Consider the following 23,520-nt stretch of genomic DNA (forward strand, 5'->3'; position numbering starts at 1 on the left):
AGAGCCTTTCCGGTCCGGGACCGGCGACGACCAGGTCGTTGCCGTGAGGATCGGCTCACCGTAGGAGCGTTCGCCCTGTTCGCAGCCGCCGAACAGCGTTCGGACCGGTGCCGTACGGCAGCGGGCGCCGGAGTCCGATCAGGACTCCGACGCCCGCGTGGGGGAACCAGGGTTCAGCCGATCGTCTCCCGCTCCCGCCAGGCGGTCCGCAGGGAGGTCCGGCCGTTGGTGCGCAGCAGCGACCCCTCGTACACCCGCGACCCGGCGACCAGGAACGCACCGGCGGCGAGCAGCAGGATGACCAGCGAGACGAACGGCTCCCAGCCGGCCGCGTCACCGGTGAACAGCCGCAGCGGCATGGCTGTGGGCGACGAGAACGGCAGGTAGGACAGCACCCGCATCGCGGTGTCGTTGTCGTTCAGGAAGATCACCGCGAAGAACGGCAGCATGACGGCGAGCTGTACCGGCGTCGATACCGCGGCGATGTCCTCCTGCCGGTTGGCCAGGGCGCCGGCCGCCGCCCACATCGCGGCGAGCAGCACGAAACCGAGCAGGAAGAACGGCACGAACCAGCCGATCGCCGGGGCGAGCAGGGTGAGCAGACCGCCACTGTCGCCGATCTGCATGCCGACCACCGCCACCAACGCGATGAGCGCGATCTGTGCGAACGCCAGGATGCCGCCGGCCACCACCTTGCCGGCCAACAGCGCTCGGACCGGCACGGCGGCGACCAGGATCTCCACGATCCGGGTCTGCTTCTCCTCGATGACGCTCTGCGCGATCTGCACACCGAACGTCTGCGAGGTGATGAAGAAGACGAACGCGAAGACGAACGGCACCAGGAACGCCACCACCGGGTCGACCGCGTCCGGGTCGAGCAGGCGTACGGTCGGCTGGCTGCTCAGCGCCGCCACGACGTCGTCGGGGGCCTCCTCCATGGCCAGGACGGCCGGCCCGGACACCACGGCGGCGTCGACGTCGTCGTCGCGGACGGCCTGCTCGGCGGCCCGGTCGTCGGCGACCACCCGGACCTCCAGGCCGGCCGCGCGCAGCGGAGCGGCCACGCTCTCGGTCGCCGCCACCGTGGACGGGCCGCCGGAGAGCAGCGGCGGCAGGATGGTGCCCGCCGCAGCGATGAGCAGGAAGAAGAGCGTGCCGAACAGGAAGGTACGGTCGCGGATCTTGACCCGGATCTCGCGTTCGGCGACCAGCCGGGTGGCCTGGGTGATGTTCACTGGGTGACCTCTCGGAAGATCTCGGTGAGCGAGGGGCTGACCGGGCGGAAGACGCGGACCGGGCCACGGGCGAGGGCTGCCTGCAGCAGGGGCTGTTCGTCGGCGCCGGCCGGCAGGTCGAAGACCACTCGCGCGCCGTCCAGCTCGACCACGCTGACCCCGGGCTGGTCGCGCACCCAGCCGGCGTCGCTCGCCACCACCAGCTCGTAGCGGGGCACGGTGTACGAGTCGCGCAGGTCCTGCCGGCTGCCGGCCGCCCGGATCACACCGTCGGCGATGATGACCAGGTCGTCGCAGAGCCGCTCCACGACGTCGAGCTGGTGGCTGGAGAAGAGCACCGGCGCTCCGGCCGAGGCCCGCTCCCGCAGCACGGTGACGACGGTGTCGACGGCCAGCGGGTCGAGGCCGGAGAACGGCTCGTCGAGCACCAGCACCTCGGGGTCGTGCACCAGCGCGGCCGCGATCTGGGCGCGCTGCTGGTTGCCCAACGACAGCGTCTCCAGCAGGTCGTCGCCGCGTTCGCCGAGCCCCACCCGTTCCAGCAACGTGTCGGTGGCACGCCGGGCCGCGGGGGCGTCCAGCCCGTGCAGTCGGCCCAGGTAGGTCACCTGTTCCCGGGTGGTCATCTTGGGGTAGAGGCCCCGCTCCTCCGGCATGTATCCGAAGCGTCGGCGGTCCTGCCGGGTCAGCTTCGTGCCACCCCAGCTCACCTCGCCGGCGTCCGGGGCGAGCACACCCAGGATGATCCGCATGGTGGTGGTCTTGCCGGCGCCGTTGGCGCCCACGAAGCCGGTCATCCGGCCGGCGGCCACCTCGAAGGAAACGTTCTTGAGTACCTGCCGGTCGCCGAAGCTGCGGTCGACGCCGTCGAGGCGAAGCGTTCTGGTCACGCACCCACGCTAGATCAAATACGGCCGTCCGCCGTCCGCCGGGCGGTTGAGCGGGCGGGTCCGCCTCGCGACGGATGCCGGTCACCCGCCGGGTCGGACCACTCCGTTCTCGTACGCGAACACCACCGCCTGCACCCGGTCGCGCAGGCCGAGTTTGGCCAGCACCCGGCTCACGTGCGTCTTCACCGTCGCCTCGCCCAGGTGGATGGTCGCGGCGATCTCCGCGTTGCTGGAGCCGGAGGCGAGCAGCATCAGCACCTCTCGTTCCCGCGCGGTCAGCTCACCCAGCGCGGCATCGGCCTCCGGCCCCCGGTGGGCGGTGCCCGACGGGTCGCCGGGGCGGGCGAACGTGGAGATCACTCGGCGGGTGATCTCCGGGGCCAGTAGACCGTCGCCCCTGGCCAGCACCCGGATCGCCTCGATCAGTTCCTCCGGGGTGCCGTTCTTGAGCAGGAAGCCGCTGGCCCCGGCCCGCAGCGCGGCGAACAGGTAGTCGTCGCGGTCGAAGGTCGTGAGGATCAGCACCGCGGGCGTGCCCGGCCCGTCGGCGGTGATCTGCCGGGTGGCCTCCAGGCCGTCCATCCCGGGCATCTCCACATCCATGAGTACGACGTCGGGGCGGGTGGCGCGGGTCATGGTGACGGCACGTTCGCCGTCGGCGGCCTCGCCGACCACCTCGATGTCGTCCTCCACCTCGAGGATGACCCGGAATCCGGTGCGGACGAGGTGCTGGTCGTCGGCGAGCAGCACCCGGATCGGCGCTCCCGGTGTGGCGTTCACGCGGATCGCCCCGCGCTAACCGGCAGGGGGAAGCGGGCGCGTACCCGCCACCCGCCGCCGGCGCGCGGCCCGGTCTCCAGGTCGCCGTCGTGCGCGGTGACCCGTTCGCGCATCCCGATCAGTCCCAGCCCGACGGCGTTGGCCGTGCCACCGGCCCGTCCGTCGTCGGTCACGTCGACCTCCACCTCCCGAGCCAGGTACCGAACCCGCACGTCCAGCATGTCCGCCCCGGCGTGCTTCAGGGTGTTGGTCACCGCCTCCTGCGTCACCCGGTAGGCCGCCTGCGAGACCGATTCGGGCAGCGGGACCGAGTCCCCGTACACCCCGAGGGTGGCCGTCAGGCCCGCGGCCCGCGCCCGCTCGACCAGCTCACCGATGCGTTCGACGCCGCCGGCGACCGGCGGTTCGGCGAGGGCGTCGCCGGAGGTCCGCAGCACGCCCAGCATCCGACGTAGCTCGTCCACGGCGGTGCGGGCGCTCTGCTCGATGGCGGCGAGCGCGGTGCGGGCCTTGCCCGGGTCGCGGTCGAACACCCGGCGGCAGGCGGACGCCTGCACCCCCATCACCGACACGTGGTGGGCGACCACGTCGTGCAACTCCCGGGCGATCCGGACCCGTTCGCCGAGCACCGCACGTTCCCGGGACTCGGCCTGCGACCCGCGCAGGTACTCGGCCTGGGCTTGCAGCTCGTGCTCACGCCGCGCGGACACCCAGGCGGTCTCGCCGAAGAAGTACGCGAAACCGAAGACCAGAACATTGACCAGTACGCCGCTGACCATCGCGGCGAGCACCGGTGGCACCGGCCCGACCGCGTCGGCGAAGGCACCGGGCGGGATGTGGTCGATCGTCACCGCGTAGTAGACCCCCAGCCAGGCGAACATCGTGGCGATCACGCCGATGCGCAGCCGACGGGCCAACTGGTGGTCCTGCCCCCAGGCGCCGACGGTGTAGAGGGCGCAGAACAGGGCCCAGGAGGAGAACTGGGTCTCCGGCGCCGATCGTGCCTGCGCGGCGATGAACACCACCGAGATGATCAGCAGGGTGGCGGCCGGCCAGCGCCGCCGCCAGATCAACGGCAGGGTCACCGCGACGGTCCACAACAGTTGCTCCGGGCCGGACGGCGGTGGACCCAGCAGGAACGCCCCGGTGCTGCGAGCCAGGGTGAGGCTCACCAGCGCCAGCCCCGTTATTCCCAACCCGAGCCACAGGTCGTTGCGGCGCTGCTCGGCCGTTGGACCCGGGCGGTGCCATTCCCCCTGCTGTGCCGCGGTCATCCGAGAACGATGCCACGCGACCGGCCAGGCCTTTCCGGCGGGCGGGTCGGGTGCCGGCCAACGGGCGGCGGCCCGGCGCGGGGTACGCGCCGGGCCGCCCTGTCGGGTGTCGCTCACGCCGTCTGGCGTCGGGTCTTGATCGCGGTGTCGACCAGGTCCCAGACCATGACCACGGCGGCGCCCAGCGCGATGGCCAGACCGAGGGCGTTGCGGTTGTCCGCCTCTGCCAGCCAGCTCAGGCGCTCGGCCAGGGCCGGGTTGAGCAGCCGGTCGGTGAGAGCCAACCACATCAGCGGCACTGCGAACGCCACGTTGAGCAGCGCCTTGACGCCGAACAGGGTCCAGGTCCAGCGCCCGATCCGGTACTTGACGATCTCGAAGATCACGCTGGCGACCAGCACCACGATCAGCGCCGGCAGCCAGAACGACCACAGCGCCGGGTCGAGGATCGGGAGGTTGTCGCCGTCGGTGTCGTGCACCCAGGACTGGTAGTGCTGGAAGGGCAGGTACACGATGGTCACCACGAGCATGACCACCGACGCGATGGTGTCGGCGAGGGGAATGCCCCGGTGCACCGGCGCGTCGGGCAGCTGGTCGAGGCTCCACTCCGGCAGCTCCACGGTCGTTTGGGAGCGCTCGATGAGGGCGAAGACCAGGGTGAGCCAGAAGCTGATGTGCACGGCCACGTGCAGGGCGACGACGACGCCCGTCCCGATGGCCCCGAAGCCCTTGCCCTCGGCGGCCGTGACGATGGCGACCACTGTGCCGGCGAGCGCCGGGATGAAGCTGAGCAGCAGCTTCAGCAGGCGCAGCCAGACCAGGTAGTAGGTCGGGCCGATGAGCTGCAGCCGCCGGTCGGCGTACTGGGCGGCCAGCAGGTCGGGGTTGCCCAGCTCGGTGAGCACCTCCCGCTCGGCGGTGGTGGCGTCCTGGCCGCCGCCGGTCCGGTCCTCGATCATGTCCTCGATCGAGGCGCGGAGCTCGCTGGCGATCTCCTCGCGTCGCGGAGCGGGCACTGAGCGCAGGGTGGCGGCGAGGTAGCGGTTGGTCAGGGTGTTCATCGGTCCACTCCTTGGATCAGCCCGGTGATGGAGGTCTGCACGGCGGCGAGGTCGTCGAGAAGCCGGCTCAGCATCGACTCGCCCTCGTCGCTGGTCCGGTAGAACTTGCGCGGCCGGCTCTCCTCGGTGTTCCACTCGCTGGTCAGCAGGCCCTGGTCCTCCAGGCGGCGCAGCAGCGGGTAGAGGGTGTTGGCGTCCACCGGGAAGCCGTGGTCGGTGAGCCGTTGCAGCAGTGCGTAGCCGTAGTCCGGCCGCCGCAGCGCGACCAGGCTGGCTACCACGACGGTGCCTCGACGCAACTCCTGTAGGTGCGTCCGTAGAACGTCCTCGCTAACCATGTGTCACACCATACTGTGTGCCACACAGTGTTGTCTACCCCGACATCATCGTGTTGCTCGCAGACCCTGTGCGTCGGACAGCATTCGGGGCGTCCGGTACCGACCGGACGCCCCGAGGCCTGACCCTGATCAGCAGGCCGAGCCCAGCCGGAAGTTCCGCTCGACGAAGACGGCTGGCCCGACCTCGAAGAAGCCCACGCCGGGACGGATCGGGTGTCCGGTGAACAGCTCCACCCGCGAGCCGACCCGCACGAGGTACGCCTCGGCGTCCCCCGCGTCGTTGCGGATCAGCGAACCCCGCCGGCCGTAGATCTCCTCCAACTCGGCGAAGGACATGCCGACCATCGCTCCGGCGGGGGAGCGGGGCGGCGCGGTGGCCGTACCCACCGCCACCAGCCGACCGTCGCGGAACGCCAGCATGAGCACGCCGGCCCAGGACCCGGTCGCGCCGGCGTGCACCACCCCGCCGCAGCCCGGCGCCGTCCAGTCGAGGCGCCCGGCCGCGGTGAGCGCCGCCAGGCTGACGCCGATCCGGTACGCCCTGGCGCCGTGAACGCTGAGCACCTGCGGGTGGCTGTGCCCGACGAGGGTGGCGGTGGCGAGCGAGGCACCCGCCGTGGCGGGCGTGGAGCCGCCGGTGGGAGAAGCCGCCGAGGCGGGCCCGGCGGTGGTCAGCGGAACGAGCGTGCTGAGCGCCAGCGCGGCGGTGGTGAGGAGGATCGATCGACGGTTCATGGTGCGCTCCTTCGGTGACGGGTCTCTGCCCTGTTAGTCACCGCGCCCGGGCCAACGGTTCGTCGGATTTCCGACCGGGTCGGTCTACTGTGCAGAGGGATCCCAACCGACGGCGCTGGCCGGGGGTGACGCCGTGACGGCTCCGCAGCGGATCGGGCCCTACGCCATCGAACGGCTGCTGGGCGTCGGTTCGTTCGCGACGGTCTGGCTGGGCTACGACCCGGTGCTCGACGCGCACGTGGCAATCAAGGTGCTGGCCGAGAACTGGAGCCACGACCTGCGGGTCCGGGAACGCTTCCGGGACGAGTTCCGGCTGCTGCGGCGGCTGGAGCACGATCGGTTGGTCCGGGTGCACGCCGTCGGTGAGTTGCCCGACGGCCGGCCGTACGCGGTGCTGGCCTGGGCGGACGGGGGGAGCCTGCGGGACCGGTTGGCCGCCGGTCCGATCTCCGGCCCGGCGGCGCTGCGCCTGCTCGGCGAGGTCTGCGCGGGCGTGACCGTGCTGCACCGGCACGGCGTCGTGCACCGCGATCTCACCCCGGGCAACATCCTGTTCCACTCCGTCGGCGCGCGTCCGGGCGTCGAACGGGTGTTGATCGCCGACCTCGGTCTGGCCAAGGCGCTCGCCGCCGCCTCCGGCCTCACCGCCAGGGCCGGCACCCCGGGTTACATGGCGCCGGAGCAGGACGACCCGGGCGCGGTGATCGACACCCGCGCCGACGTGTACGGGCTCGGTCGGCTCGGGATCCGTCTGCTCGCTGCGGATCCCCTGCGCGTCGCTTCCGACCCGCCCCGATCGGCCAGCCCTCTTCGAATACGCGACGGCGTGCCGGTGCGGGTGGCGGCGGTGCTCATCCGGGCGACCGCTCATCGTCCGGCCGACCGGTATCCGGACGCGGCCGCGCTGCACGCCGCGCTGGAACGTGCCGTCAACCCCGTACGGCCGCCGCCGTCGCCCCGGCCGCCGGCTCGTCGCCGGTGCCGGTTGCCGCGGGCCGGAGCGGCCGTCGTGGCCGTCGTCGTGCTGGGTGGCGCGGGCGCCGAGCCGGGCGGCACCGGGTCCGGACGACCCGGCGGTGGCACGTACACCGCCGGGCCGCTCACCGTGACGTTGCCGGACGGCTGGTCGGCCGCCGGTACGACGTGGGCCGGTCAGTACGGCGTCGACGGCGAAGCGGAACCGGCGCTGGTGATGTCGCCGCAGCCCCGCCGCTGGGCCGCCGACCCCCGGGTGCCCGGCGCGTTCGTCGGCTTCTCCGCCACGGCGGCGGCGCGCACCACGCCCGCCGGGTTCCTGGCCGAGCGCACGCACGGCGACTGCACGTCCGCGCCGGCCCGCACCATCCGGCAGGCGGGCGTCGAGTGGACCGTGGTGGCGTACCGCTGTGACCGGGGCCGGCCGCGGATCGTTGAGTCGGCCGGGCGGCACCCCGGCCGCGGCGCTCTTCTGTATGTGCAGATCGTGCCACCGGTCGACAGTGGGCCCGACTTCGTGGACACGCTGCTCGCCGGCGTGCGGGTGCGGTGACGGCCGTCGCGTCGCGGGCGAACGTCCCCGGGGGCGGACCATCGGGTGTGAAGCTGTCATCGTGGCGGCAAAGGGCAGGCGGAGGTCGGGGACGGCCGGCACACGTCCACCGCCGACCCGCGGGCCGGGCGGGTCGCAGCGGACGGACCTGCTGGAACTCTTCTTCGACCTGTCCTTCGTCGCGGGGCTGGCCATGACGTCGCAGAAGATGGCGACCGAGCTGACCTGGACCAGCTTCGTCCAGGCGCTGCTCGCCCTGTCGACGCTCTGGGCGGTGTGGGTGACCACGACGCTGGTCACCGACAGCTACAGTCCGCGGAAGCAACCGATCCCGTTCGTGATCCTGGCCGCCATGTTCGGCGTCATGCTGATGGCCGCCGCGCTGCCGGGTGCGTTCGGTGACCACGGGTTGATCTTCGGTGGGACCTGGGCCGTGATCATCGTGGGTCGAGGGCTGGTGCTCATCTGGTCCCTGCGCGGTCGGCAGGAGCAGGAACGCTCGGTGCGCGCCCTCGTGTGGAATCTCGGCTCGGGGAGCCTCTGGGTGGTCGGTGGCCTGGTGCCCGACCCGGAGTGGCGACTCGCCGTGTGGCTGGCCGCGCTGGCCCTGGACTACACCGCCTACGGGTTCCGCTTCCCGATCCCCGGCCGGCCGCCCCTGCCGCAGTACCAGGTGACGCCCGAGCATCTCGCCGAGCGGTACCAGCAGATCTACATCCTCGCCGTGGGTGAACTCGTCCTGATCAGTGTTCTCAGCCTGGGGCACCAGTCCTTCAGCGTGGGCCGGCTCGCCACCTTCGTCGTCGCGTTCCTGACGGCCGTGGTGCTCTAGTGGAGCTACGCACGAGGAGCGGGCGCGACCCTGCGGGCTGCCATCGACTCGTCACCGCACCGGACCCGGCTGGTGCAGACCAATCCGTACGCCCACTGGTTGATGATCGTCGGCGTGGTCGCCACGGCCGCCGGCATCGAACGGATCATGGATCAACCCGGAGAGCGGACCGGCGCCACCATGACCGCGCTCATCCTGGGCGGCGCCGGGCTCTTCCTGTGCGGTCGGGCGGTGCTCGAACACGAGGTCTACGAGCGGTTGCCGATGTCCCACGTCATCGGTGTGGTCGCGACGGTCGCGCTGGCGCCGTTCGCGGCGCACCTGTCCGGTCTGGCGGTGAGTGTGGCCGCCGGCCTGGTGCTCCTGGGGGTCGCGGTCGGCGAGTCCCTCCGGATGCGGCGACGACCCGTCCCGGTGCCGGCCAGTTCCTGACCGGGTCAGCGAACCACCACCGTGATGGTGTGCGACCGGTCCTGCTGGGGGATCGTGACGTCGACGGTGCCGGGGCGGACGAACCGGATGTCCACCACCCCGGCCTCGTACTGCTGCGACACCAGCTCCGGGCGGTCCACGGTGACCAGGCCGGGGCCGATGCCCTGGATCCGCAGCACCGCGCCGGTGGCGAAGCAGAGGGAACGCAGCAGCTCCAGCTCGGTCTCGGCCAGCGGCAGGTCGTAGCGGACGGCGCCCTGGCAACTCGTGGTCGGCCCGGTCGGCGTGGTCGGCGCGGGGGCCGGTCGGTGCGGCGTACCCCTGGCGCTGGTGGGTGCGGGCGGTGCCGCGATCGGATGTCCGCTGGTCGGCGGCGGTCGGGACGGCGACCCGGCGGGCGCGGGGGTCGCGGAGGGGGTTGCCGGCGGTCGGGATGGACCGGGCGGTCCGGATGGACCGGGCGGTTGCACGGGCAGCGGCGCGACCGCGTCCGCGCCGCAGGCGGCGACCGCCACGGCGGCCACGAGAACGACCACACCGGCGTGGAGCCAGCGGAGCGCGCGGCGTTGCGCGGCGCGGCTCATTCGGCGCCGAGGTGTTGCCGGACCTGCCGTCGGGCCAGGTGCAGCCGGGACTTCACCGTGCCCACCGGCACGTCGAGCAGTGCGGCGATCTCGGGATAGCTCAGCCCGAGCACGTCGCGAAGGGCCACCACCTCGGCGAGGTCGGGGCGGACGGCATCGAAGGCGTCGAGCAGGTCGAGGCGGGTGCCGGCGACCACGCTGGTCCGCCGCGGGTCGGCCTGTTCGGGCAGCGGTACGCCGCCGGCCTCCAGCCGCCAGCGGCGGCGCAGCGTGCGGTACGTCGAGCGGGCCCGGTTGGCGGTCAGCCGGTGCAGCCAGGTGCGGAACGAGGAGCGTCCCTCGAACCGGGTGATACCCCTGGCCAGGGCCACCAACGTGTCCTGGCAGGCCTCCTCGGCGTCCTCCCGGCTGGGCAGGAACCGCGCGCACAGCCGCAGCACCTCGGGGCGTACCGCGAGCAGCAGGGCGTCCAGTGCCGCCGGGTCACCGCGGGCGGCGGACCGGGCCAGGGCATCGATGTCGTCCGCGTCGGGCATGCCGGGTGTCCAATGCTCGCCGGTGCCGATCCTCAAGCGTACGACCGGTGACGCCCGAGGGCCCGGTACGGTCCGGCACCCGACGGGAACCGGCCGGCGCGCTACTCGAAGCGGGACACGTCCCCGGCGCCCCGGCGCAGGATCTCCGGCTCGGGCCCGGACAGGTCGATCACGGTCGTCGGCTCCTTGCCACAGTCGCCGGCGTCGAGCACCGCGTCGAGCTGGTGGTCGAGGCGTTCCTTGATCTCCCACCCCTGGGTCATCGGCTCGTCGTCCCCGGGCAGGACCAGGGTGCTCGACACCAGCGGCTCGGCCAGCTCGGCCAGCAGCGCCTGGGTGACGGTGTGCCGGGGTACGCGGACACCGACGGTGCGCTTCTTGGGGTGCAGCATCCGGCGCGGCACCTCTCGGGTGGCCGGCAGGATGAAGGTGTAGCTGCCCGGGGTGGACGCCTTCACCAGGCGGAAGACCGAGTTGCTGATCTGGACGAACTGGCCGAGCTGCGCGAAGTCGCGGCAGACCAGGGTGAAGTGGTGCCGATCGTCGAGCTGGCGGATCTGGCGGATCCGGTCCAGCCCGTCCTGGTTGCCCAGCTGGATGCCGAGCGCGTAGCAGGAGTCGGTGGGGTAGGCGACCAGCCCGCCACCGCGGATCAGGTCGGCGACCTGGCCGATGATCCGGGGCTGTGGGTTCTCCGGGTGCACGTCGTAGTACCTGGCCATGCCCCGAGCCTAGGCTCATCCGGAGGCGTTGAGGAGACGAGGGCCACGACCGTCGGCGCGGACGGTGGAGCCACCGAGATCACCTCGGTAGGGTAGGTCCCGGTCGGCTCCGACCATCAAGATCCACACCGCCGGGGGGCGCCACGCATGGCCGACTCGTTCGCGCATCTGCACGTGCACACCGAGTATTCGATGCTCGACGGAGCGGCCCGCCTCAAGGACCTGTTCGTCGAGGCCAAGCGGCTCGGTATGTCCGCGGTGGCGATCACCGACCACGGCAACATGCACGGCGCGAACGACTTCTACAACCAGGCGATGGCTGCCGGGATCACCCCGATCCTGGGCGTCGAGGCGTATGTGGCGCCGGAGTCGCGCTATCACAAGGCGCGGGTCAAGTGGGGTCGGCCGGAGCAGAAGAGCGACGACGTCTCCGGTAACGGCGCGATCACCCACAAGACGATGTGGGCGAAGAACGCGCAGGGCCTGAAGAACCTGTTCACCCTCAACTCGCGCGCGTCCATGGAGGGGCACTACATCAAGTGGCCCCGGATGGACATGGAGCTGATCGCCGAGTACGCCGAGGGGATCATGGCCACCACCGGCTGCCCGTCCGGCGCGGTGCAGACCCGGCTGCGGTTGGGCCAGTTCGACGAGGCGCTCAAGGTCGCCGCCACGTACCAGGACATCTTCGGCAAGGACAACTACTTCGTTGAGATCATGGACCATGGTCTCTCCATCGAGACCCGGGTCCGTGAAGGGCTCACCGACATCGCCCGCAAGCTGAACATCCCGCCGGTGGTCACCAACGACTCGCACTACACGGTCGAGGAGCAGGCCACCGCGCACGACGTGCTGCTCTGTGTGCAGACCGCCAGCAACATTGACGACCCCAACCGGTTCCGCCTCGAGGGTGGCGGTTACTTCATCAAGAGCGCCGACCAGATGCGCGCGGTGGACTCGTCGGAGCTGTGGCAGGAGGGCTGCCGCAACACGTTGCTGGTCGCCGAGAAGGTCGACCCGACCGGCATGTTCGAGTTCCACAACCTGATGCCGCGCTTCCCGGTGCCCGAGGGGGAGACCGAGGAGTCCTGGTTCCGCAAGGAGACGTTCGCCGGTCTGGGCCGCCGCTACCCGAACGGCATCCCGGAGGGGCACGTCGTCCAGGCGGAGTACGAGCTGGGCGTCATCAACCAGATGGGCTTCCCGTCGTACTTCCTCGTGGTCGCCGACTTCATCCAGTGGGCGAAGAACCAGGGCATCGCGGTGGGTCCGGGTCGTGGTTCGGCCGCCGGCTCGCTCGTCGCGTACGCACTGGGCATCACCGACCTGGACCCGATCCAGCATGGGCTGATCTTCGAGCGGTTCCTCAACCCCGAGCGCGTGTCGATGCCGGATGTCGACATCGACTTCGACGAGCGTCGGCGCGGTGAGGTGATCAAGTACGTCACCGACAAGTGGGGCGAGGACAAGGTCGCCCAGATCGCCACCTTCGGCACGATCAAGGCGAAGGCCGCGATCAAGGACTCGGCCCGGGTGCTGGGTTTCCCGTACGCGGTCGGCGACCGGATCACCAAGGCGATGCCGCCGGCCGTGATGGGCAAGGACATCCCGCTCACCGGCATCTTCGACACGAAGCACCCCCGCTACGCCGAGGCCGGCGAGATCCGCGGCCTGTACGACTCCGACCCGGACGTCCGCAAGGTGATCGACACCGCCAAGGGCATCGAGGGGCTGATCCGACAGACCGGTGTGCACGCCGCCGGCGTCATCATGTCCGCCGAGCCGATCATCGAGCACATCCCGTTGATGCGCCGCGACGCCGACGGGGCGATCATCACGCAGTTCGACTACCCGACCTGCGAGTCGCTCGGGCTGTTGAAGATGGACTTCCTCGGCCTGCGCAACCTGACGATCATCGACGACGCGGTCAAGAACATCGAGCTCAACCACGGCCTCAAGCTCGACCTGCTGGCCCTGCCGCTGGACGACCCGGGCGCGTACGAGCTGCTGGCCCGCGGTGACACCCTGGGCGTGTTCCAGCTCGACGGTGGGCCGATGCGGTCGTTGCTGCGGTTGATGAAGCCGGACAACTTCGAGGACATCTCCGCCGTCCTGGCGCTGTACCGGCCCGGCCCGATGGGCGTCGACTCGCACACCAACTACGCGCTGCGTAAGAACGGCCTGCAGGAGATCACGCCGATCCACCCGGAGCTGGAGGAGCCGCTACGGGAGATCCTGGCGCCCACGCACGGCCTGATCGTCTACCAGGAGCAGGTGCAGCGCGCCGCGCAGATCCTCGCCGGCTACACCCTTGGTCAGGCGGACCTGCTGCGCCGGGCGATGGGTAAGAAGAAGAAGGAGATCCTCGACAAGGAGTTCATCCCGTTCCGGGACGGCTGCCGCGAGCGCGGCTACTCCGACGAGGCGATCCAGGCGGTGTGGGACGTCCTGGTGCCGTTCGCCGGGTACGCCTTCAACAAGGCGCACTCCGCCGCGTACGGCCTGGTCTCCTACTGGACCGCGTACCTCAAGGCGCACTACCCGGCCGAGTACATGGCTGGGCTGCTCACCTCCGTCGGAGACGACAAGGACAAGATGGCGCTCTACCTGGCCGAGTGTCGCCGGATGCGCATCCAGGTGCTGCCACCGGATGTGAACACGTCGGCCGGGCCGTTCACCCCGGTCGGCTCGGACATCCGTTTCGGTCTGGCCGCGGTGCGCAACGTCGGCGCGAACGTGGTCGCGTCGATCATGCGCTGCCGCGAGGAGAAGAGCGACTACACCGACTTCTACGACTTCCTGTCGAAGGTGGACGCGGTGGTCTGCAACAAGAAGACCATCGAATCGCTGATCAAGGCCGGCGCGTTCGACTCGATGGCGCACCCACGCAAGGGCCTGCTCGCGGTGCACGCCGACGCGATCGACGCGTACGCCGACGTCAAGCGCAAGGAGGCGGTCGGTCAGTACGACCTCTTCGGCGCCGGCTTCGGCGACGGCGACACCGGCAGCACGACGGTGATGCCGACCATCGGCGACAGCGAGTGGGACAAGCGCGACAAGCTGGCGTTCGAACGCGAGATGCTCGGCCTCTACGTCTCCGACCACCCGCTGTTCGGCCTGGAACACATTCTCAACGCGGCGGCCGACACCACCATCGCCGCGCTCGCGGAGGAGGGCGGGGTTCCCGACGGGGCGGTGGTCACTCTCGCCGGCATCCTCTCCGGGGTGCAGCGCCGGGTCACCAAGCAGGGCCGGGCCTGGGCGTCGGCCACGCTGGAGGACCTGGCCGGTGGGGTGGAGACGCTGTTCTTCCCCAACACCTACGAGGTGATCGGGCAGTACATCGCCGAGGACGCCATCGTGGTGGTCAAGGGCCGGGTGGACCGCCGTGACGACACACCCCGGATCATGGCGATGGACATGTCCATGCCGGACGTCAGCACCAGCGCCACCAACAAGCCGGTGACCCTCACCATCCCGGTGCACCGGTGCACGCCACCGCTGGTGGAGCGACTCAAGGAGACCCTGGTGCTGCACCCCGGCGACACCGAGGTGCACGTCAAGCTGCAGAACGGCGGGCGCACCACCACCCTGCGGCTGGGCCCGTTCCGGGTGGCGGCGACCACCGCGCTGATGGGTGACCTGAAGAGCGTTCTCGGCCCGGCCAACGTGAGCTGACCGGGCCGCGACCCGGCCGGCGTGCGCCGGCCGGGCCGCGGACGTTCCGACCGGGCTCAGACCCGGTCGGGGGCCCCGATCTCCCGCAGCTGGCCGTCGGCCAGCCGCAACCAGCGCTGCACGCCGATCTCGGCCAGGAACCGTTCGTCGTGGCTGACCACGACGAACGCACCCTGGTACGCGGACAGTGCGCTCTCCAACTGGGCAACGCTGACCAGGTCCAGGTTGTTGGTCGGCTCGTCGAGCAGCAGCAGTTGCGGCGCCGGCTCGGCGCAGAGCACACAGGCGAGGGTGGCGCGCAGCCGTTCGCCACCGGAGAGCACCCCGACGGGCAGGTTCATTCGGGCACCCCGGAACAGGAACCGGGCGAGCAGGTTCATCCGCTTCGCGTCCGGCAGGCTCGGCGCGTACGTGGCGAAGTTCTCCGCCACCGTGCGATCGAGGTCCAGCAGGTCCAGCCGCTGCGACAGGTACGCGATCCGTGCGTCGGCCCGCCGGATCTCGCCGCCGGCCGGGTCGAGATCGCCGTTGACCAGACGCAGCAGGGTCGACTTGCCGGCGCCGTTCGCCCCGGTGAGCGCGATCCGTTCCGGCCCTCGGATCACCAGGTCGGCGCCGTCGCCGCCGAACAGTTCCCGGTCGTCGAAGCGGGCTCGCATTCCCTGGCCGGAGAAGACCGTGCGACCACCGGGGACGGTGGTCTCGGGCAGGTCCACGACGATCCGGTCGTCCTCGCGTACCGCCCGGCCGGCCTCGTCGAGCCGAGCCTTGGCCTGACCGAGTCGGGCGGAGTGCGTCTCGTGAGACTTTCCGGCGGACTCCTGCGCGTTGCGCTTCATGGTGCCGGCGAAGATCTTCGGCAGCCCGGCGTTCTTCAGGTTCTTGGAGGCGTTGCTGGCCCGCCGGTCGGCCCGTTCCCGGGCCTGCTGCATTTCCCGCTTCTCCCGCTTGACGTCCTGCTCGGCGTTGCGCAGGTTGCTCTCGGCCACCTCCCGCGCCGCCTGCACCGCCTCGGTGTACGCGGTGAAGTTCCCCCCGTACCAGCGGATCTCGCCGTGGTCCAGCTCGGCGATGCGGTCCATCCGGTCGAGCAGCTCCCGGTCGTGGCTGACCAGCAGTAGACACCCGGACCACTCGGTGAGGACGTCGTAGAGCTTGTGCCGGGCCTCCAGGTCCAGGTTGTTGGTCGGCTCGTCGAGCAGCAGCACGTCCGGACGCCGGATCAGTTGCGCCGCCAGGCCGAGGGACACCACCTGGCCACCGCTGAGGGTGTGCAGCCGGCGGTCGAGCGACAGGTCGCCCAGGCCGAGCCGGTCCAGTTCCGCGCGGGTGCGCTCCTCGATGTCCCAGTCGTCGCCGATCGTGGCGAAGTGTTCCTCACTGGCGTCGCCGGACTCGATGGCGTGCAGCGCCGCGATCCGCTTGGCGACGTCGAGCACCTCGGCCACGGTCAGGTCGCCGGCCAGCGGCAGGGTCTGCGGGAGGTAGCCAAGCAGGCCGTCGACGGTGACGCTGCCGTCGCTGGGCCGCAGCTCCCCGGCGATCAGCCGCAGCAGGGTGCTCTTGCCCGCCCCGTTGGGCGCGACCAGGCCGGTGCGACCGCCGGGAACGGTGAAGGACAGCTCCGAGAAGACCGGGGTGTCGTCCGGCCAGGAGAAAGACAGGTTCGAGCAGACGATGAACGCATCAGACATGCGAGTGACCTCGATGGGTGGGGTGGGCGCGCCGAAGCCGCCCGACGAAACGGGGACCGGTGGAACGACGACATGGCCACGGCGGCTGCGCAGACGCGCGCCGAACCGGTGGCCGAACACGTCCGGTATCACCCGGAGATGTCGTCGTCACCCGCCATGTCTGGTCTCCCTGGTCGTACCGCTAACCCAACCCGGCCAGTCTAACAACGGATCTTCACCCCGCCATTGGGTTACCGGCCAGTTACCGCCGCTCTACGAGCCCGGACCACCGTTCTCGGCCCGCGCCCACCTAAGAAACGTCGAAGAGGCGTAGCCCGTCGTACTCGGCAAAGTCGGCGTAATCCTTGACGTTGAACGTCGCTAGCGGTAACCGATCGACAAGGCAGCACGCCGCGATCCAGGAGTCATTGGTCGGCCGAGGCCGCCCTCGGTGCTGAGCCCTCGCCTGGAGATGCCCCCAGGTCACCGCCACCGCCTCGTCGAAGGGAAGCAGCACGATCCCGGACCGCCACTGCGCGAGGTCAGCGAGCTTGCGCGGCCCCCAACTGCGCAGTGCCGTCCACTTTGTCAGCTCCCCGAGTGTCACGAAGGTGATGCAGGGCGTTTTACCGACCAGACGGGCACGGAGACGTTCAGGTAACCGCCCCCGGAGGATGGCTGACGCTACGTCAGTGTCGAGGACGACAAGGCTCACGCGGCACCGGCCCGTCGAGAGCTGTACAGGTCGGCGAGGAACGCGTCCAACTCGTCGTCCGACTCGAACAGGTCCGGACGGGCCAGGTCGTCCACGGAGGCGATCGGTCGAATGCCCTGACGACGGGCCAACTCCTCGGCTGGCACGTGCTCAGCCGTCGGCCACTCGGGCATCCGCTCAGCGTTGCTCGACGCCACGGCTCACCTCCTGGGTATCGGTTCGTCGTCGATTCTCCCACTTCCGACATCGACGGGCTGCACCTCGCCGCCGATGTCGGGTCGGAGTTTCAGGCCGCTCACCTGGGTCGGTACTCGACCTCGGGGCGGCCGGGGGTGCCGTAGCGGGGGCTGCGAACCACTCGGTCGATGGTCACCAGATATTCGAGGTAGCGGCGGGCGGTCACCCGGGAGATGCCGGTCAGCCCGCTCACCTCGGTCGCCGACAGGCCGACCTCCGTGCGGGTTCCGTCGGTGAGCGCGGCGCGTACCCGATCGAGGGTCTGCGCGTCGAGCCCCTTGGGCAGGCTGTGCCCGGCGGTGCCACGCAGGGTGGCGAACATCTGGTCCACCTCGTGCTGGGCGGCTACCTCGCCCTCGGCGAGGGCCTGCGCGCGGTAGTCCGCGTACCGTTCCAGCTTGTCGCGGAACGCGGCGAACGTGAACGGTTTGAGCAGGTAGTGGGTCACCCCGAGAGACACCGCGGTGCGCACCACCGCCAGGTCCCGCGCGCTGGTCACCGCGAGCACGTCGACGCTGCTGCCGGCCGCCCGCAACGCCCGGCAGACGTCCAGGCCGTGCAGGTCGGGCAGCCGAAAATCAAGGAGTACGAGGTCGACGTCGCCACCGTCGTTGGCGCGCAGCGCCGCCATCGCCGCCCGCGCGGTGTGCGCCACCCCGACCACCACGAAACCCCGAACCCGTTCGGTGTACGCGCTGTGCGCCTCGGCGAGCAGCGGCTCGTCCTCGACGACCAGTACCCGGATGTCGGTCATGACCGTTCACCGCGGCCCGGCAGCCGGACGGTGAACAGGCTGCCGCCGTCGTCCGAGCGGGCCACCTCGTAGCTACCGCCGTGCCGGCGAACCACCTGCCCGACCAGCGCCAGGCCGAGACCCCGTCCGGTGCTCTTGGTGGACCAGCCGCGCCGGAACGCGTCGGCCACCCGCTCCGGGGCCAGCCCCGGGCCGCTGTCGGCGACCCGTACCACCAACTCGTCGTCGACAGCGCCGACGAAGACCCGCACCCGGCGTGGCGCCGGCATGCCGGCCACCGCCTCCAGGGCGTTGTCGACCAGGTTGCCGACCACGGTGAGCAGGTCGCCGGTCGGCAGTGGGCTGTCGTCGAGACGGCAGTCCGGGTCGATGATCAGGTCGACCCCGCGCTCGCCGGCCTGCGCGGACTTGCCGAGCAGCAGCGCCGCCAACGCCGGTTCGGTCACCGCGCCGACCACCCGGTCGGTCAGCTGCTGGGCGAGCGCCAGGTCCCGGGTGCCGAGCCGTACGGCCTCGTCGGTGCGGCCCAACTCCACAAGCGTGAGCACGGTGTGCAGCCGGTTGGCCGACTCGTGGGTCTGCGCCTGCAACGCCTCGGTCAACGCGCGCACCGAATCCAGCTCACTGGCCAGCGTGCGCAGCTCGGTCTGGTCGCGCAGCGTCAGCACGGTGCCGAGCACCGTGCCCTCGAAGCGGGTGGTCCGCTGGTTGGCGACGAGCACCCGGTCACCGGCGAGGATCGGCTCGTCGCGGGCGTCGCGCCCGGAGCCGAGCAGCTCGGCCACCGCGGGCGGTAGGTCGATCCCGGCCACCGGCTGATCGATCACCGGTGCGTCCGTGTCGAGCGCCAGCAGCCGGCGGCCCTCGTCGTTGACCAGCGCCACCCGTCGGTCGACGGTCAGCACGACGAGACCTTCACGCACCGAGTGCAGAACCGCGTCGTAGTACTCGTACATCCGGGTCATCTGTGCTGGCCCCAGACCGTGTGTCTGGCGACGCAGCCGGCGGCTGAGCAGCCAGGAGCCGGTCGCGGCGAGCGCGAGAGCCGGTGCGGCGACACCGAGCAGCACCGGCAACTGGCCGAGCAACTTGCGGTCGATCGCGCGGGTGGTGATGCCCACCGAGACCAGACCGACGATGCGCTGCTGCTCGTCGTAGACCGGAACCACCGCGCGCACCGACTCACCGAGCGTGCCGACGTTTGTGGTGGTGAACGGGTGGCCCGCCAGGGCGGGCCCGATCTCCCCGACGAACGGCTCGCCGATCCGCTCCCGGGTCGGATGAGAGTAGCGGGTGCGGTCGGGGGCCATCACCACCACGAAGTCGGTGGCCGTCGCCTTCCGGGTCGATTCGGCGTACGGCTGGAGTTTGCTGGCCGGGTCGACGGTCGTGAGGGCCGCGCGGACGTCGGGGGAGCCGGCCACGGTCAGCGCCACCGCGAGCACCTCCTCCTCAGCCGCCTGCTGGGAGTCGCTGCGGGCCAGCCAGACGGCGCCCGCCGCGCCGGCCAGCACGAGCAGCGTCACCACCACCGCCTGGAGGGCGAAGAGCTGCCCCGCGATGCTCCACTGACGTCGGGCCACCCCCACCTCCTTCTCGTCGCGCCGCCGCGGTTGGTGCTTTCGCGGTGAACAGAATGACCGCAAGGCTGTCAACGTGTGAGATCTACTTCACATTGACGACATGAACACCACTGCACCCGCCACCTCACCGGCACCGGCAGTCCGCCGGGACCGTACCCGTTACCTCTACCTGGCCGTCATCGTGGCCGTGGTTGCCGGCATCGTGGTTGGCCTGGTCGCCCCCGATTTCGGCAAGGAACTCAAGCCGATCGGCACCGGCTTCGTCAACCTGATCAAGATGATGATCAGCCCGGTCATCTTCTGCACCATCGTGCTGGGCGTCGGCTCCGTCCGGCAGGCCGCGAAGGTCGGCAAGGTCGGCGGCCTCGCCCTCGGCTACTTCCTCACCATGTCGACCGTCGCGCTCGCCATCGGCCTGGTCGTCGGCAACCTCATCCACCCCGGCTCCGGTCTGGACCTCGGCCAGGACCTCGCGGGCGCGGGCAAGGCCGCCGCCGGTGACGAGGCCGGCGGGACCGCGGACTTCCTGCTCGGGATCATCCCGACCACGCTGCTCTCCGCGCTCACCGAGGGCGAGGTCCTGCAGACGCTGCTGGTCGCCCTGCTGGTCGGCTTCGCCGTACAGGCCATGGGCCGGCGCGGTGAGCCGGTGCTGAGCGCCATCGGCGTCATTCAGCGGGTGGTCTTCAAGGTCCTCGCCATGATCATGTGGCTGGCGCCGATCGGGGCGTTCGGCGCCATGGCCGCCGTGGTCGGCGCGACCGGCGTGGACGCGCTCAAGAGCCTCGCCCAGATCATGCTGGGCTTCTACGCGACCTGTCTGATCTTCGTGCTGGTCTTCCTGGGTGCGCTGCTCTGGTTCGTGGCCCGGATCTCGATCTTCGGGCTGCTGCGCTACCTCGGCCGGGAGTTCCTGCTGATCCTGTCGACCTCGTCGTCGGAGTCGGCGCTGCCGCGGCTGATCGCGAAGATGGAGCACTTCGGCGTGAGCAAGCCGGTCGTGGGCATCACGGTGCCGACCGGATACTCGTTCAACCTCGACGGCACGGCGATCTACCTGACGATGGCGTCACTGTTCATCGCCGACGCGTTGGGCAAGCCGCTGTCGATCGGCGAGCAGGTCTCGCTGCTGCTCTTCATGATCATCGCTTCGAAGGGTGCCGCCGGGGTTACCGGTGCCGGGCTGGCGACGCTGGCCGGTGGGCTCCAGTCGCACCGGCCGGATCTTGTCGACGGGGTGGGGCTGATCGTCGGCATCGACCGGTTCATGTCGGAGGCTCGGGCGCTGACCAACTTCGCGGGCAACGCCGTCGCGACCGTGCTGGTGGGGACCTGGACCGGGGAGTTCGACCGGGACCGGGCGGTCGGGGTGCTGAACGGCGACGACCCGTTCGACGAGGCCACCATGCTGGACGAGCACGACGACGCCGACGAGGTGGAGCCGCGCCGCTCCGACGAATCGGCCACGCCCGTCGGGGCGCAAGCCTGACCCTGGCGTACGAGTCGCCCTGGCTGGGCTGTCAATCCCGGCCAGGGCTCTCGTTGACCCAACATCGGCCCACTGTGGACGGGCCACGTCCGGGACTCTGCGGATCGACGCACGACCGTACAGTCGATGGCTATGACGGCAACGCCACCACCCGAGGAGACATCGGGGTCGAGTCCTGTCGGCGGTGGAGCATCCCCCCAGGAGCCGGCAACCCCCGGTCCGGGTCCACACGGCGACGCACCGGCCGGCGCTGAACAGCAACGGGCACCCGTTGGCTCCAGGAGAGAGGCCGGCGAGGGCTTTGCAGCGATCGCCTATGAACAATTCGGAGCGGGCCCCGGAGCCTCCCGTCGCAAGAACAGGCGCTGGATCGTCCTGACGGTGGTGGCAGCCGTCGTAATGGGCGCCTCGGCCATGGCGTTCGAAACGGTGCGAGACTATGGCCTGACTTCGTTATTTTCTGCCAAGGAGAACGCCGCTCAGAAGAAGGTCGACGCGTCCGAACTGCCGTTCACGGTGTCCGTGCAGCCGGAGAGGGGTGAGCCGGATTCCTGGACCATGCTCCTCGACCGGGAGTTGACCGCCGACGAGACGCAGAAGATGCAGGAGAGTTCGTCTCCCTTCTCCTACCTGCGAGACCTGGGTGGTCACCCGCTGCAATACGCGTCTCTCCTGGAGAATGCCCCGGAGCGATACAGGGAACAGCAGTTCGCCTCCGGCAGGTTGGAGAACGTCGACACGTTCAAGATTGGTTTCCTAAGCACCCGGGCCTACCCGGTGATGATCGACGACTGGAAGGTTGTTGACCTCACCTGTGTGAAGAGCACCAGGAAGACTGTCGTCTCCCGCCCTGCGCAGGGCGGAGCGGCCTACGAAGGGATCAGCCTTCACCTCCCGCCCCGAGCGGACGAGCCGGTCCTGACCGACGACACCGAGGGGCAGGGCAAGCCCTACTTCGACAGCCGATTCATCGAGGTCGGAGGCGGCCAATCCGTGGGCGCCCTCCGGGTGGAGGCGATCGCGCCCCCCGGCCAGTCGTGCGAGTGGGGCATCGAGGTCCACTACACGGACGCCCACCATCAGGACGAATACGTCCAACTGAAAGACGGCAACGGGAGCCCCCTACGTATCCACACGGAATCGGCGCCCGAGAACCCTCGACAGAAGTGGGTGTTCGGCTCGGTTCCCTGGACGCCGTGCCACCTGAACCCTCAGGGGGACTCATGCGATTTGGCGTAGCTCCGAGAGCTGTGGCCGTCACGCTGGCCGTCCTGTGTCTCGCGGCCTGCAGTTCGCCGCCGAAAGCGGAGAAGCAGGGCTCCGGCCCGGCCACTGCGAACCGGGGCAACGACGGGTACGACCTGCCGGACACCCCGTTCACCCGCAAGGGCGCCGTCATCACCGCGACCTGTTCCATCGGTGCGCGCGCCGCGGCCGTTGTGGTGCAGGCATGGGATCCCGACGGGTGGCAACCACTCGACGAGCACATGTTCGACATACCGGCCGGCGCCGCTTTCAGCAACTATCCCGGCGTCGAGGCAGTCAACAGCCCTCTCGTGGACCTGTGCCGACAGAGCACGGACCGCCCGTCCCCCTACCGCCTGGACGACCTGGAACACATGGCTCCGCGGATCCGCGCCCTCTTCGACCTCGGATTCACCCGGATGGCAGTCGTCTTCCGGGAGCCCGACGGCAAGGCCACACACGCCGGTTCCGTGGCAAGCGGCGACCCCCAGGGCGACGCCGCGGCCCCGAGCGGCGCGACGGGCAACGACGAGCAGAACGCCGCGATGGCGCCCGACGGGCGCAGCGTGTGGTTCACCTACAGGAACCCTGCCGGTGAGCAGAGAATCGGATCCCGGGCCATCCAGGGCAACCAGGACCTGACGGACGAGGGGCCGGCGGCCGGGAATGAACTCCCGCTGACCGTCTCGGGAAAGCCGCCGCGCGCCATCCAGGCTGGCATGGTCCGCGTTTCGCCGAACGGCCGACGGTTCACGGGGTTCGCGCCGAAGGTCTTCGGAAGGATCTTCGACGCCTCGGACTCGTCGATCGCGCTCAGCGGAAAGTCGGCCAGCAACGCCACCCTGGTCCGCGACTGTGTCGCCATCGTGGGCTGGATCAGTGACGCCCAGGTGCTGTGCCGCGCCCCGTCCGGGTCGTTCCAGGTCGCGGACGCCCACTCCGGTGATCCCGTGGGAGCCGCGATCGAGGTGGTCGGCGCGAACGACGGCACCGTCGCCGAGGGGATGGTGGTTTCGGCGGACGGGAAACACTTCATCGCCGCCGTCCACATCCCCAACGATCCGTACGGGGATCCTCTCCAGCCCCCGGACCTCAGGGTTGTGCCGACCAACCCGGGAGGGGAGACGGTCCCGATCTCCAACGACAGCCTGAGTGCCGACACGGTCTTTCTGGCGTGGCTGTGAGCGTGCGCGGTCACC

At 70.4% G+C, this 23,520-nt stretch carries 20 protein-coding genes and 1 pseudogene; 6 read left to right on the forward strand and 15 right to left on the reverse strand.

All coding sequences use genetic code 11. The features are described 5' to 3' along the window. Positions 1 to 173: 173 nt before the first annotated feature. The 7 genes from HNR20_RS24890 to HNR20_RS24920 form a co-directional block, all read right to left on the reverse strand. On the reverse strand, positions 174 to 1,235 hold the full coding sequence (locus HNR20_RS24890; protein WP_184184364.1) for an ABC transporter permease: 1,062 nt from the start codon (positions 1,233 to 1,235) through the stop codon (positions 174 to 176). Then, entirely contained in the window at positions 1,232 to 2,125 is an 894-nt protein-coding gene (locus tag HNR20_RS24895) for an ABC transporter ATP-binding protein (RefSeq protein ID WP_184184367.1), read from the reverse strand. The genes HNR20_RS24890 and HNR20_RS24895 overlap by 4 nt, the downstream gene beginning before the upstream one ends. Before the next feature lie 81 nt (positions 2,126 to 2,206). Next, on the reverse strand, positions 2,207 to 2,905 hold the full coding sequence (locus HNR20_RS24900; protein ID WP_184184370.1) for a response regulator: 699 nt from the start codon (positions 2,903 to 2,905) through the stop codon (positions 2,207 to 2,209). Then, positions 2,902 to 4,179 (reverse strand): sensor histidine kinase, encoded by a 1,278-nt coding sequence (locus HNR20_RS24905; RefSeq protein WP_184184373.1) that lies wholly within the window; start codon positions 4,177 to 4,179, stop codon positions 2,902 to 2,904. Before HNR20_RS24905 ends, HNR20_RS24900 begins: the two co-directional genes overlap by 4 nt. 113 nt (positions 4,180 to 4,292) lie before the next feature. Further along, positions 4,293 to 5,240, reverse strand: a complete 948-nt coding sequence (locus HNR20_RS24910; RefSeq protein WP_184184376.1) for a permease prefix domain 1-containing protein — start codon at positions 5,238 to 5,240, stop codon at positions 4,293 to 4,295. Then, positions 5,237 to 5,578, reverse strand: coding sequence for a PadR family transcriptional regulator (locus tag HNR20_RS24915; RefSeq protein WP_110564981.1), 342 nt, complete (start codon positions 5,576 to 5,578; stop codon positions 5,237 to 5,239). Before HNR20_RS24915 ends, HNR20_RS24910 begins: the two co-directional genes overlap by 4 nt. 129 nt (positions 5,579 to 5,707) lie before the next feature. Continuing rightward, positions 5,708 to 6,313 (reverse strand): hypothetical protein, encoded by a 606-nt coding sequence (locus HNR20_RS24920; protein WP_184184379.1) that lies wholly within the window; start codon positions 6,311 to 6,313, stop codon positions 5,708 to 5,710. A 133-nt stretch (positions 6,314 to 6,446) separates the two neighbouring features. On the opposite strand from HNR20_RS24920, the gene HNR20_RS24925 reads away from it, so the two are divergent. Both HNR20_RS24925 and HNR20_RS32455 read left to right on the forward strand, forming a co-directional pair. Further along, positions 6,447 to 7,841, forward strand: a complete 1,395-nt coding sequence (locus HNR20_RS24925) for a serine/threonine-protein kinase (protein ID WP_184184382.1) — start codon at positions 6,447 to 6,449, stop codon at positions 7,839 to 7,841. A 61-nt stretch (positions 7,842 to 7,902) separates the two neighbouring features. Further along, positions 7,903 to 9,105: pseudogene (locus HNR20_RS32455) on the forward strand (low temperature requirement protein A). Positions 9,106 to 9,110: 5 nt separating this feature from the next. Here the strand turns inward: HNR20_RS32455 and HNR20_RS24940 are convergent. The 3 genes from HNR20_RS24940 to HNR20_RS24950 form a co-directional block, all read right to left on the reverse strand. Then, entirely contained in the window at positions 9,111 to 9,689 is a 579-nt protein-coding gene (locus HNR20_RS24940; protein WP_184184390.1) for a hypothetical protein, read from the reverse strand. Further along, positions 9,686 to 10,225 (reverse strand): RNA polymerase sigma factor, encoded by a 540-nt coding sequence (locus HNR20_RS24945; protein ID WP_184184393.1) that lies wholly within the window; start codon positions 10,223 to 10,225, stop codon positions 9,686 to 9,688. The genes HNR20_RS24940 and HNR20_RS24945 overlap by 4 nt, the downstream gene beginning before the upstream one ends. A 101-nt stretch (positions 10,226 to 10,326) precedes the next feature. Beyond that, entirely contained in the window at positions 10,327 to 10,947 is a 621-nt protein-coding gene (locus HNR20_RS24950; protein WP_184184396.1) for an L-threonylcarbamoyladenylate synthase, read from the reverse strand. A 147-nt stretch (positions 10,948 to 11,094) separates the two neighbouring features. Here HNR20_RS24950 and dnaE point away from each other — a divergent pair, with 147 nt between their 5' ends. Then, on the forward strand, positions 11,095 to 14,625 hold the full coding sequence (gene dnaE, locus HNR20_RS24955; RefSeq protein ID WP_184184399.1) for a DNA polymerase III subunit alpha: 3,531 nt from the start codon (positions 11,095 to 11,097) through the stop codon (positions 14,623 to 14,625). A gap of 56 nt (positions 14,626 to 14,681) precedes the next feature. Here the strand turns inward: dnaE and abc-f are convergent, their stop codons facing one another. The 5 genes from abc-f to HNR20_RS24980 form a co-directional block, all read right to left on the reverse strand. Then, complete coding sequence (abc-f, locus tag HNR20_RS24960; RefSeq protein WP_184184402.1) at positions 14,682 to 16,319, reverse strand: ribosomal protection-like ABC-F family protein; 1,638 nt, start codon at positions 16,317 to 16,319, stop codon at positions 14,682 to 14,684. Between the two features lie 289 nt (positions 16,320 to 16,608). Next, positions 16,609 to 17,013, reverse strand: coding sequence for a type II toxin-antitoxin system VapC family toxin (locus HNR20_RS24965; protein WP_184184405.1), 405 nt, complete (start codon positions 17,011 to 17,013; stop codon positions 16,609 to 16,611). Continuing rightward, positions 17,010 to 17,210 carry a hypothetical protein gene (locus tag HNR20_RS24970; RefSeq protein ID WP_184189397.1) on the reverse strand — a complete coding sequence of 67 codons (201 nt, stop codon included), beginning with the start codon at positions 17,208 to 17,210 and terminating at the stop codon, positions 17,010 to 17,012. Before HNR20_RS24970 ends, HNR20_RS24965 begins: the two co-directional genes overlap by 4 nt. Before the next feature lie 98 nt (positions 17,211 to 17,308). Further along, positions 17,309 to 18,004, reverse strand: a complete 696-nt coding sequence (locus tag HNR20_RS24975; protein ID WP_184184408.1) for a response regulator — start codon at positions 18,002 to 18,004, stop codon at positions 17,309 to 17,311. Continuing rightward, positions 18,001 to 19,587 carry an ATP-binding protein gene (locus HNR20_RS24980; RefSeq protein ID WP_184184411.1) on the reverse strand — a complete coding sequence of 529 codons (1,587 nt, stop codon included), beginning with the start codon at positions 19,585 to 19,587 and terminating at the stop codon, positions 18,001 to 18,003. Before HNR20_RS24980 ends, HNR20_RS24975 begins: the two co-directional genes overlap by 4 nt. Before the next feature lie 100 nt (positions 19,588 to 19,687). On the opposite strand from HNR20_RS24980, the gene HNR20_RS24985 reads away from it, so the two are divergent. The 3 genes from HNR20_RS24985 to HNR20_RS24995 all read left to right on the forward strand — a co-directional run bounded on the left by HNR20_RS24985 (position 19,688) and on the right by HNR20_RS24995 (position 23,505). Further along, positions 19,688 to 21,076, forward strand: coding sequence for a cation:dicarboxylate symporter family transporter (locus HNR20_RS24985; protein ID WP_184184414.1), 1,389 nt, complete (start codon positions 19,688 to 19,690; stop codon positions 21,074 to 21,076). Between the two features lie 381 nt (positions 21,077 to 21,457). After that, positions 21,458 to 22,315 (forward strand): hypothetical protein, encoded by an 858-nt coding sequence (locus HNR20_RS24990; protein WP_184184417.1) that lies wholly within the window; start codon positions 21,458 to 21,460, stop codon positions 22,313 to 22,315. Continuing rightward, on the forward strand, positions 22,300 to 23,505 hold the full coding sequence (locus HNR20_RS24995; protein ID WP_184184420.1) for a hypothetical protein: 1,206 nt from the start codon (positions 22,300 to 22,302) through the stop codon (positions 23,503 to 23,505). Before HNR20_RS24990 ends, HNR20_RS24995 begins: the two co-directional genes overlap by 16 nt. Positions 23,506 to 23,520 lie beyond the last annotated feature (15 nt).

This window comes from Micromonospora parathelypteridis (assembly GCF_014201145.1).
Taxonomy (GTDB): Bacteria; Actinomycetota; Actinomycetes; order Mycobacteriales; family Micromonosporaceae; genus Micromonospora; species Micromonospora parathelypteridis.

Bases quoted from the DNA above. Each gene is read 5' to 3' on its own strand.
- HNR20_RS24985 (WP_184184414.1), top strand. From the start codon at position 19,688: ATGAACACCACTGCACCCGCCACCTCACCGGCACCGGCAGTCCGCCGG.
- HNR20_RS24905 (WP_184184373.1), bottom strand. From the start codon at position 4,179: ATGACCGCGGCACAGCAGGGGGAATGGCACCGCCCGGGTCCAACGGCC.
- HNR20_RS24910 (WP_184184376.1), bottom strand. From the start codon at position 5,240: ATGAACACCCTGACCAACCGCTACCTCGCCGCCACCCTGCGCTCAGTG.
- HNR20_RS24975 (WP_184184408.1), bottom strand. From the start codon at position 18,004: ATGACCGACATCCGGGTACTGGTCGTCGAGGACGAGCCGCTGCTCGCC.
- dnaE (WP_184184399.1), top strand. From the start codon at position 11,095: ATGGCCGACTCGTTCGCGCATCTGCACGTGCACACCGAGTATTCGATG.
- HNR20_RS24915 (WP_110564981.1), bottom strand. From the start codon at position 5,578: ATGGTTAGCGAGGACGTTCTACGGACGCACCTACAGGAGTTGCGTCGA.
- HNR20_RS24995 (WP_184184420.1), top strand. From the start codon at position 22,300: ATGCGATTTGGCGTAGCTCCGAGAGCTGTGGCCGTCACGCTGGCCGTC.
- abc-f (WP_184184402.1), bottom strand. From the start codon at position 16,319: ATGTCTGATGCGTTCATCGTCTGCTCGAACCTGTCTTTCTCCTGGCCG.
- HNR20_RS24945 (WP_184184393.1), bottom strand. From the start codon at position 10,225: ATGCCCGACGCGGACGACATCGATGCCCTGGCCCGGTCCGCCGCCCGC.
- HNR20_RS24950 (WP_184184396.1), bottom strand. From the start codon at position 10,947: ATGGCCAGGTACTACGACGTGCACCCGGAGAACCCACAGCCCCGGATC.
- HNR20_RS24940 (WP_184184390.1), bottom strand. From the start codon at position 9,689: ATGAGCCGCGCCGCGCAACGCCGCGCGCTCCGCTGGCTCCACGCCGGT.
- HNR20_RS24920 (WP_184184379.1), bottom strand. From the start codon at position 6,313: ATGAACCGTCGATCGATCCTCCTCACCACCGCCGCGCTGGCGCTCAGC.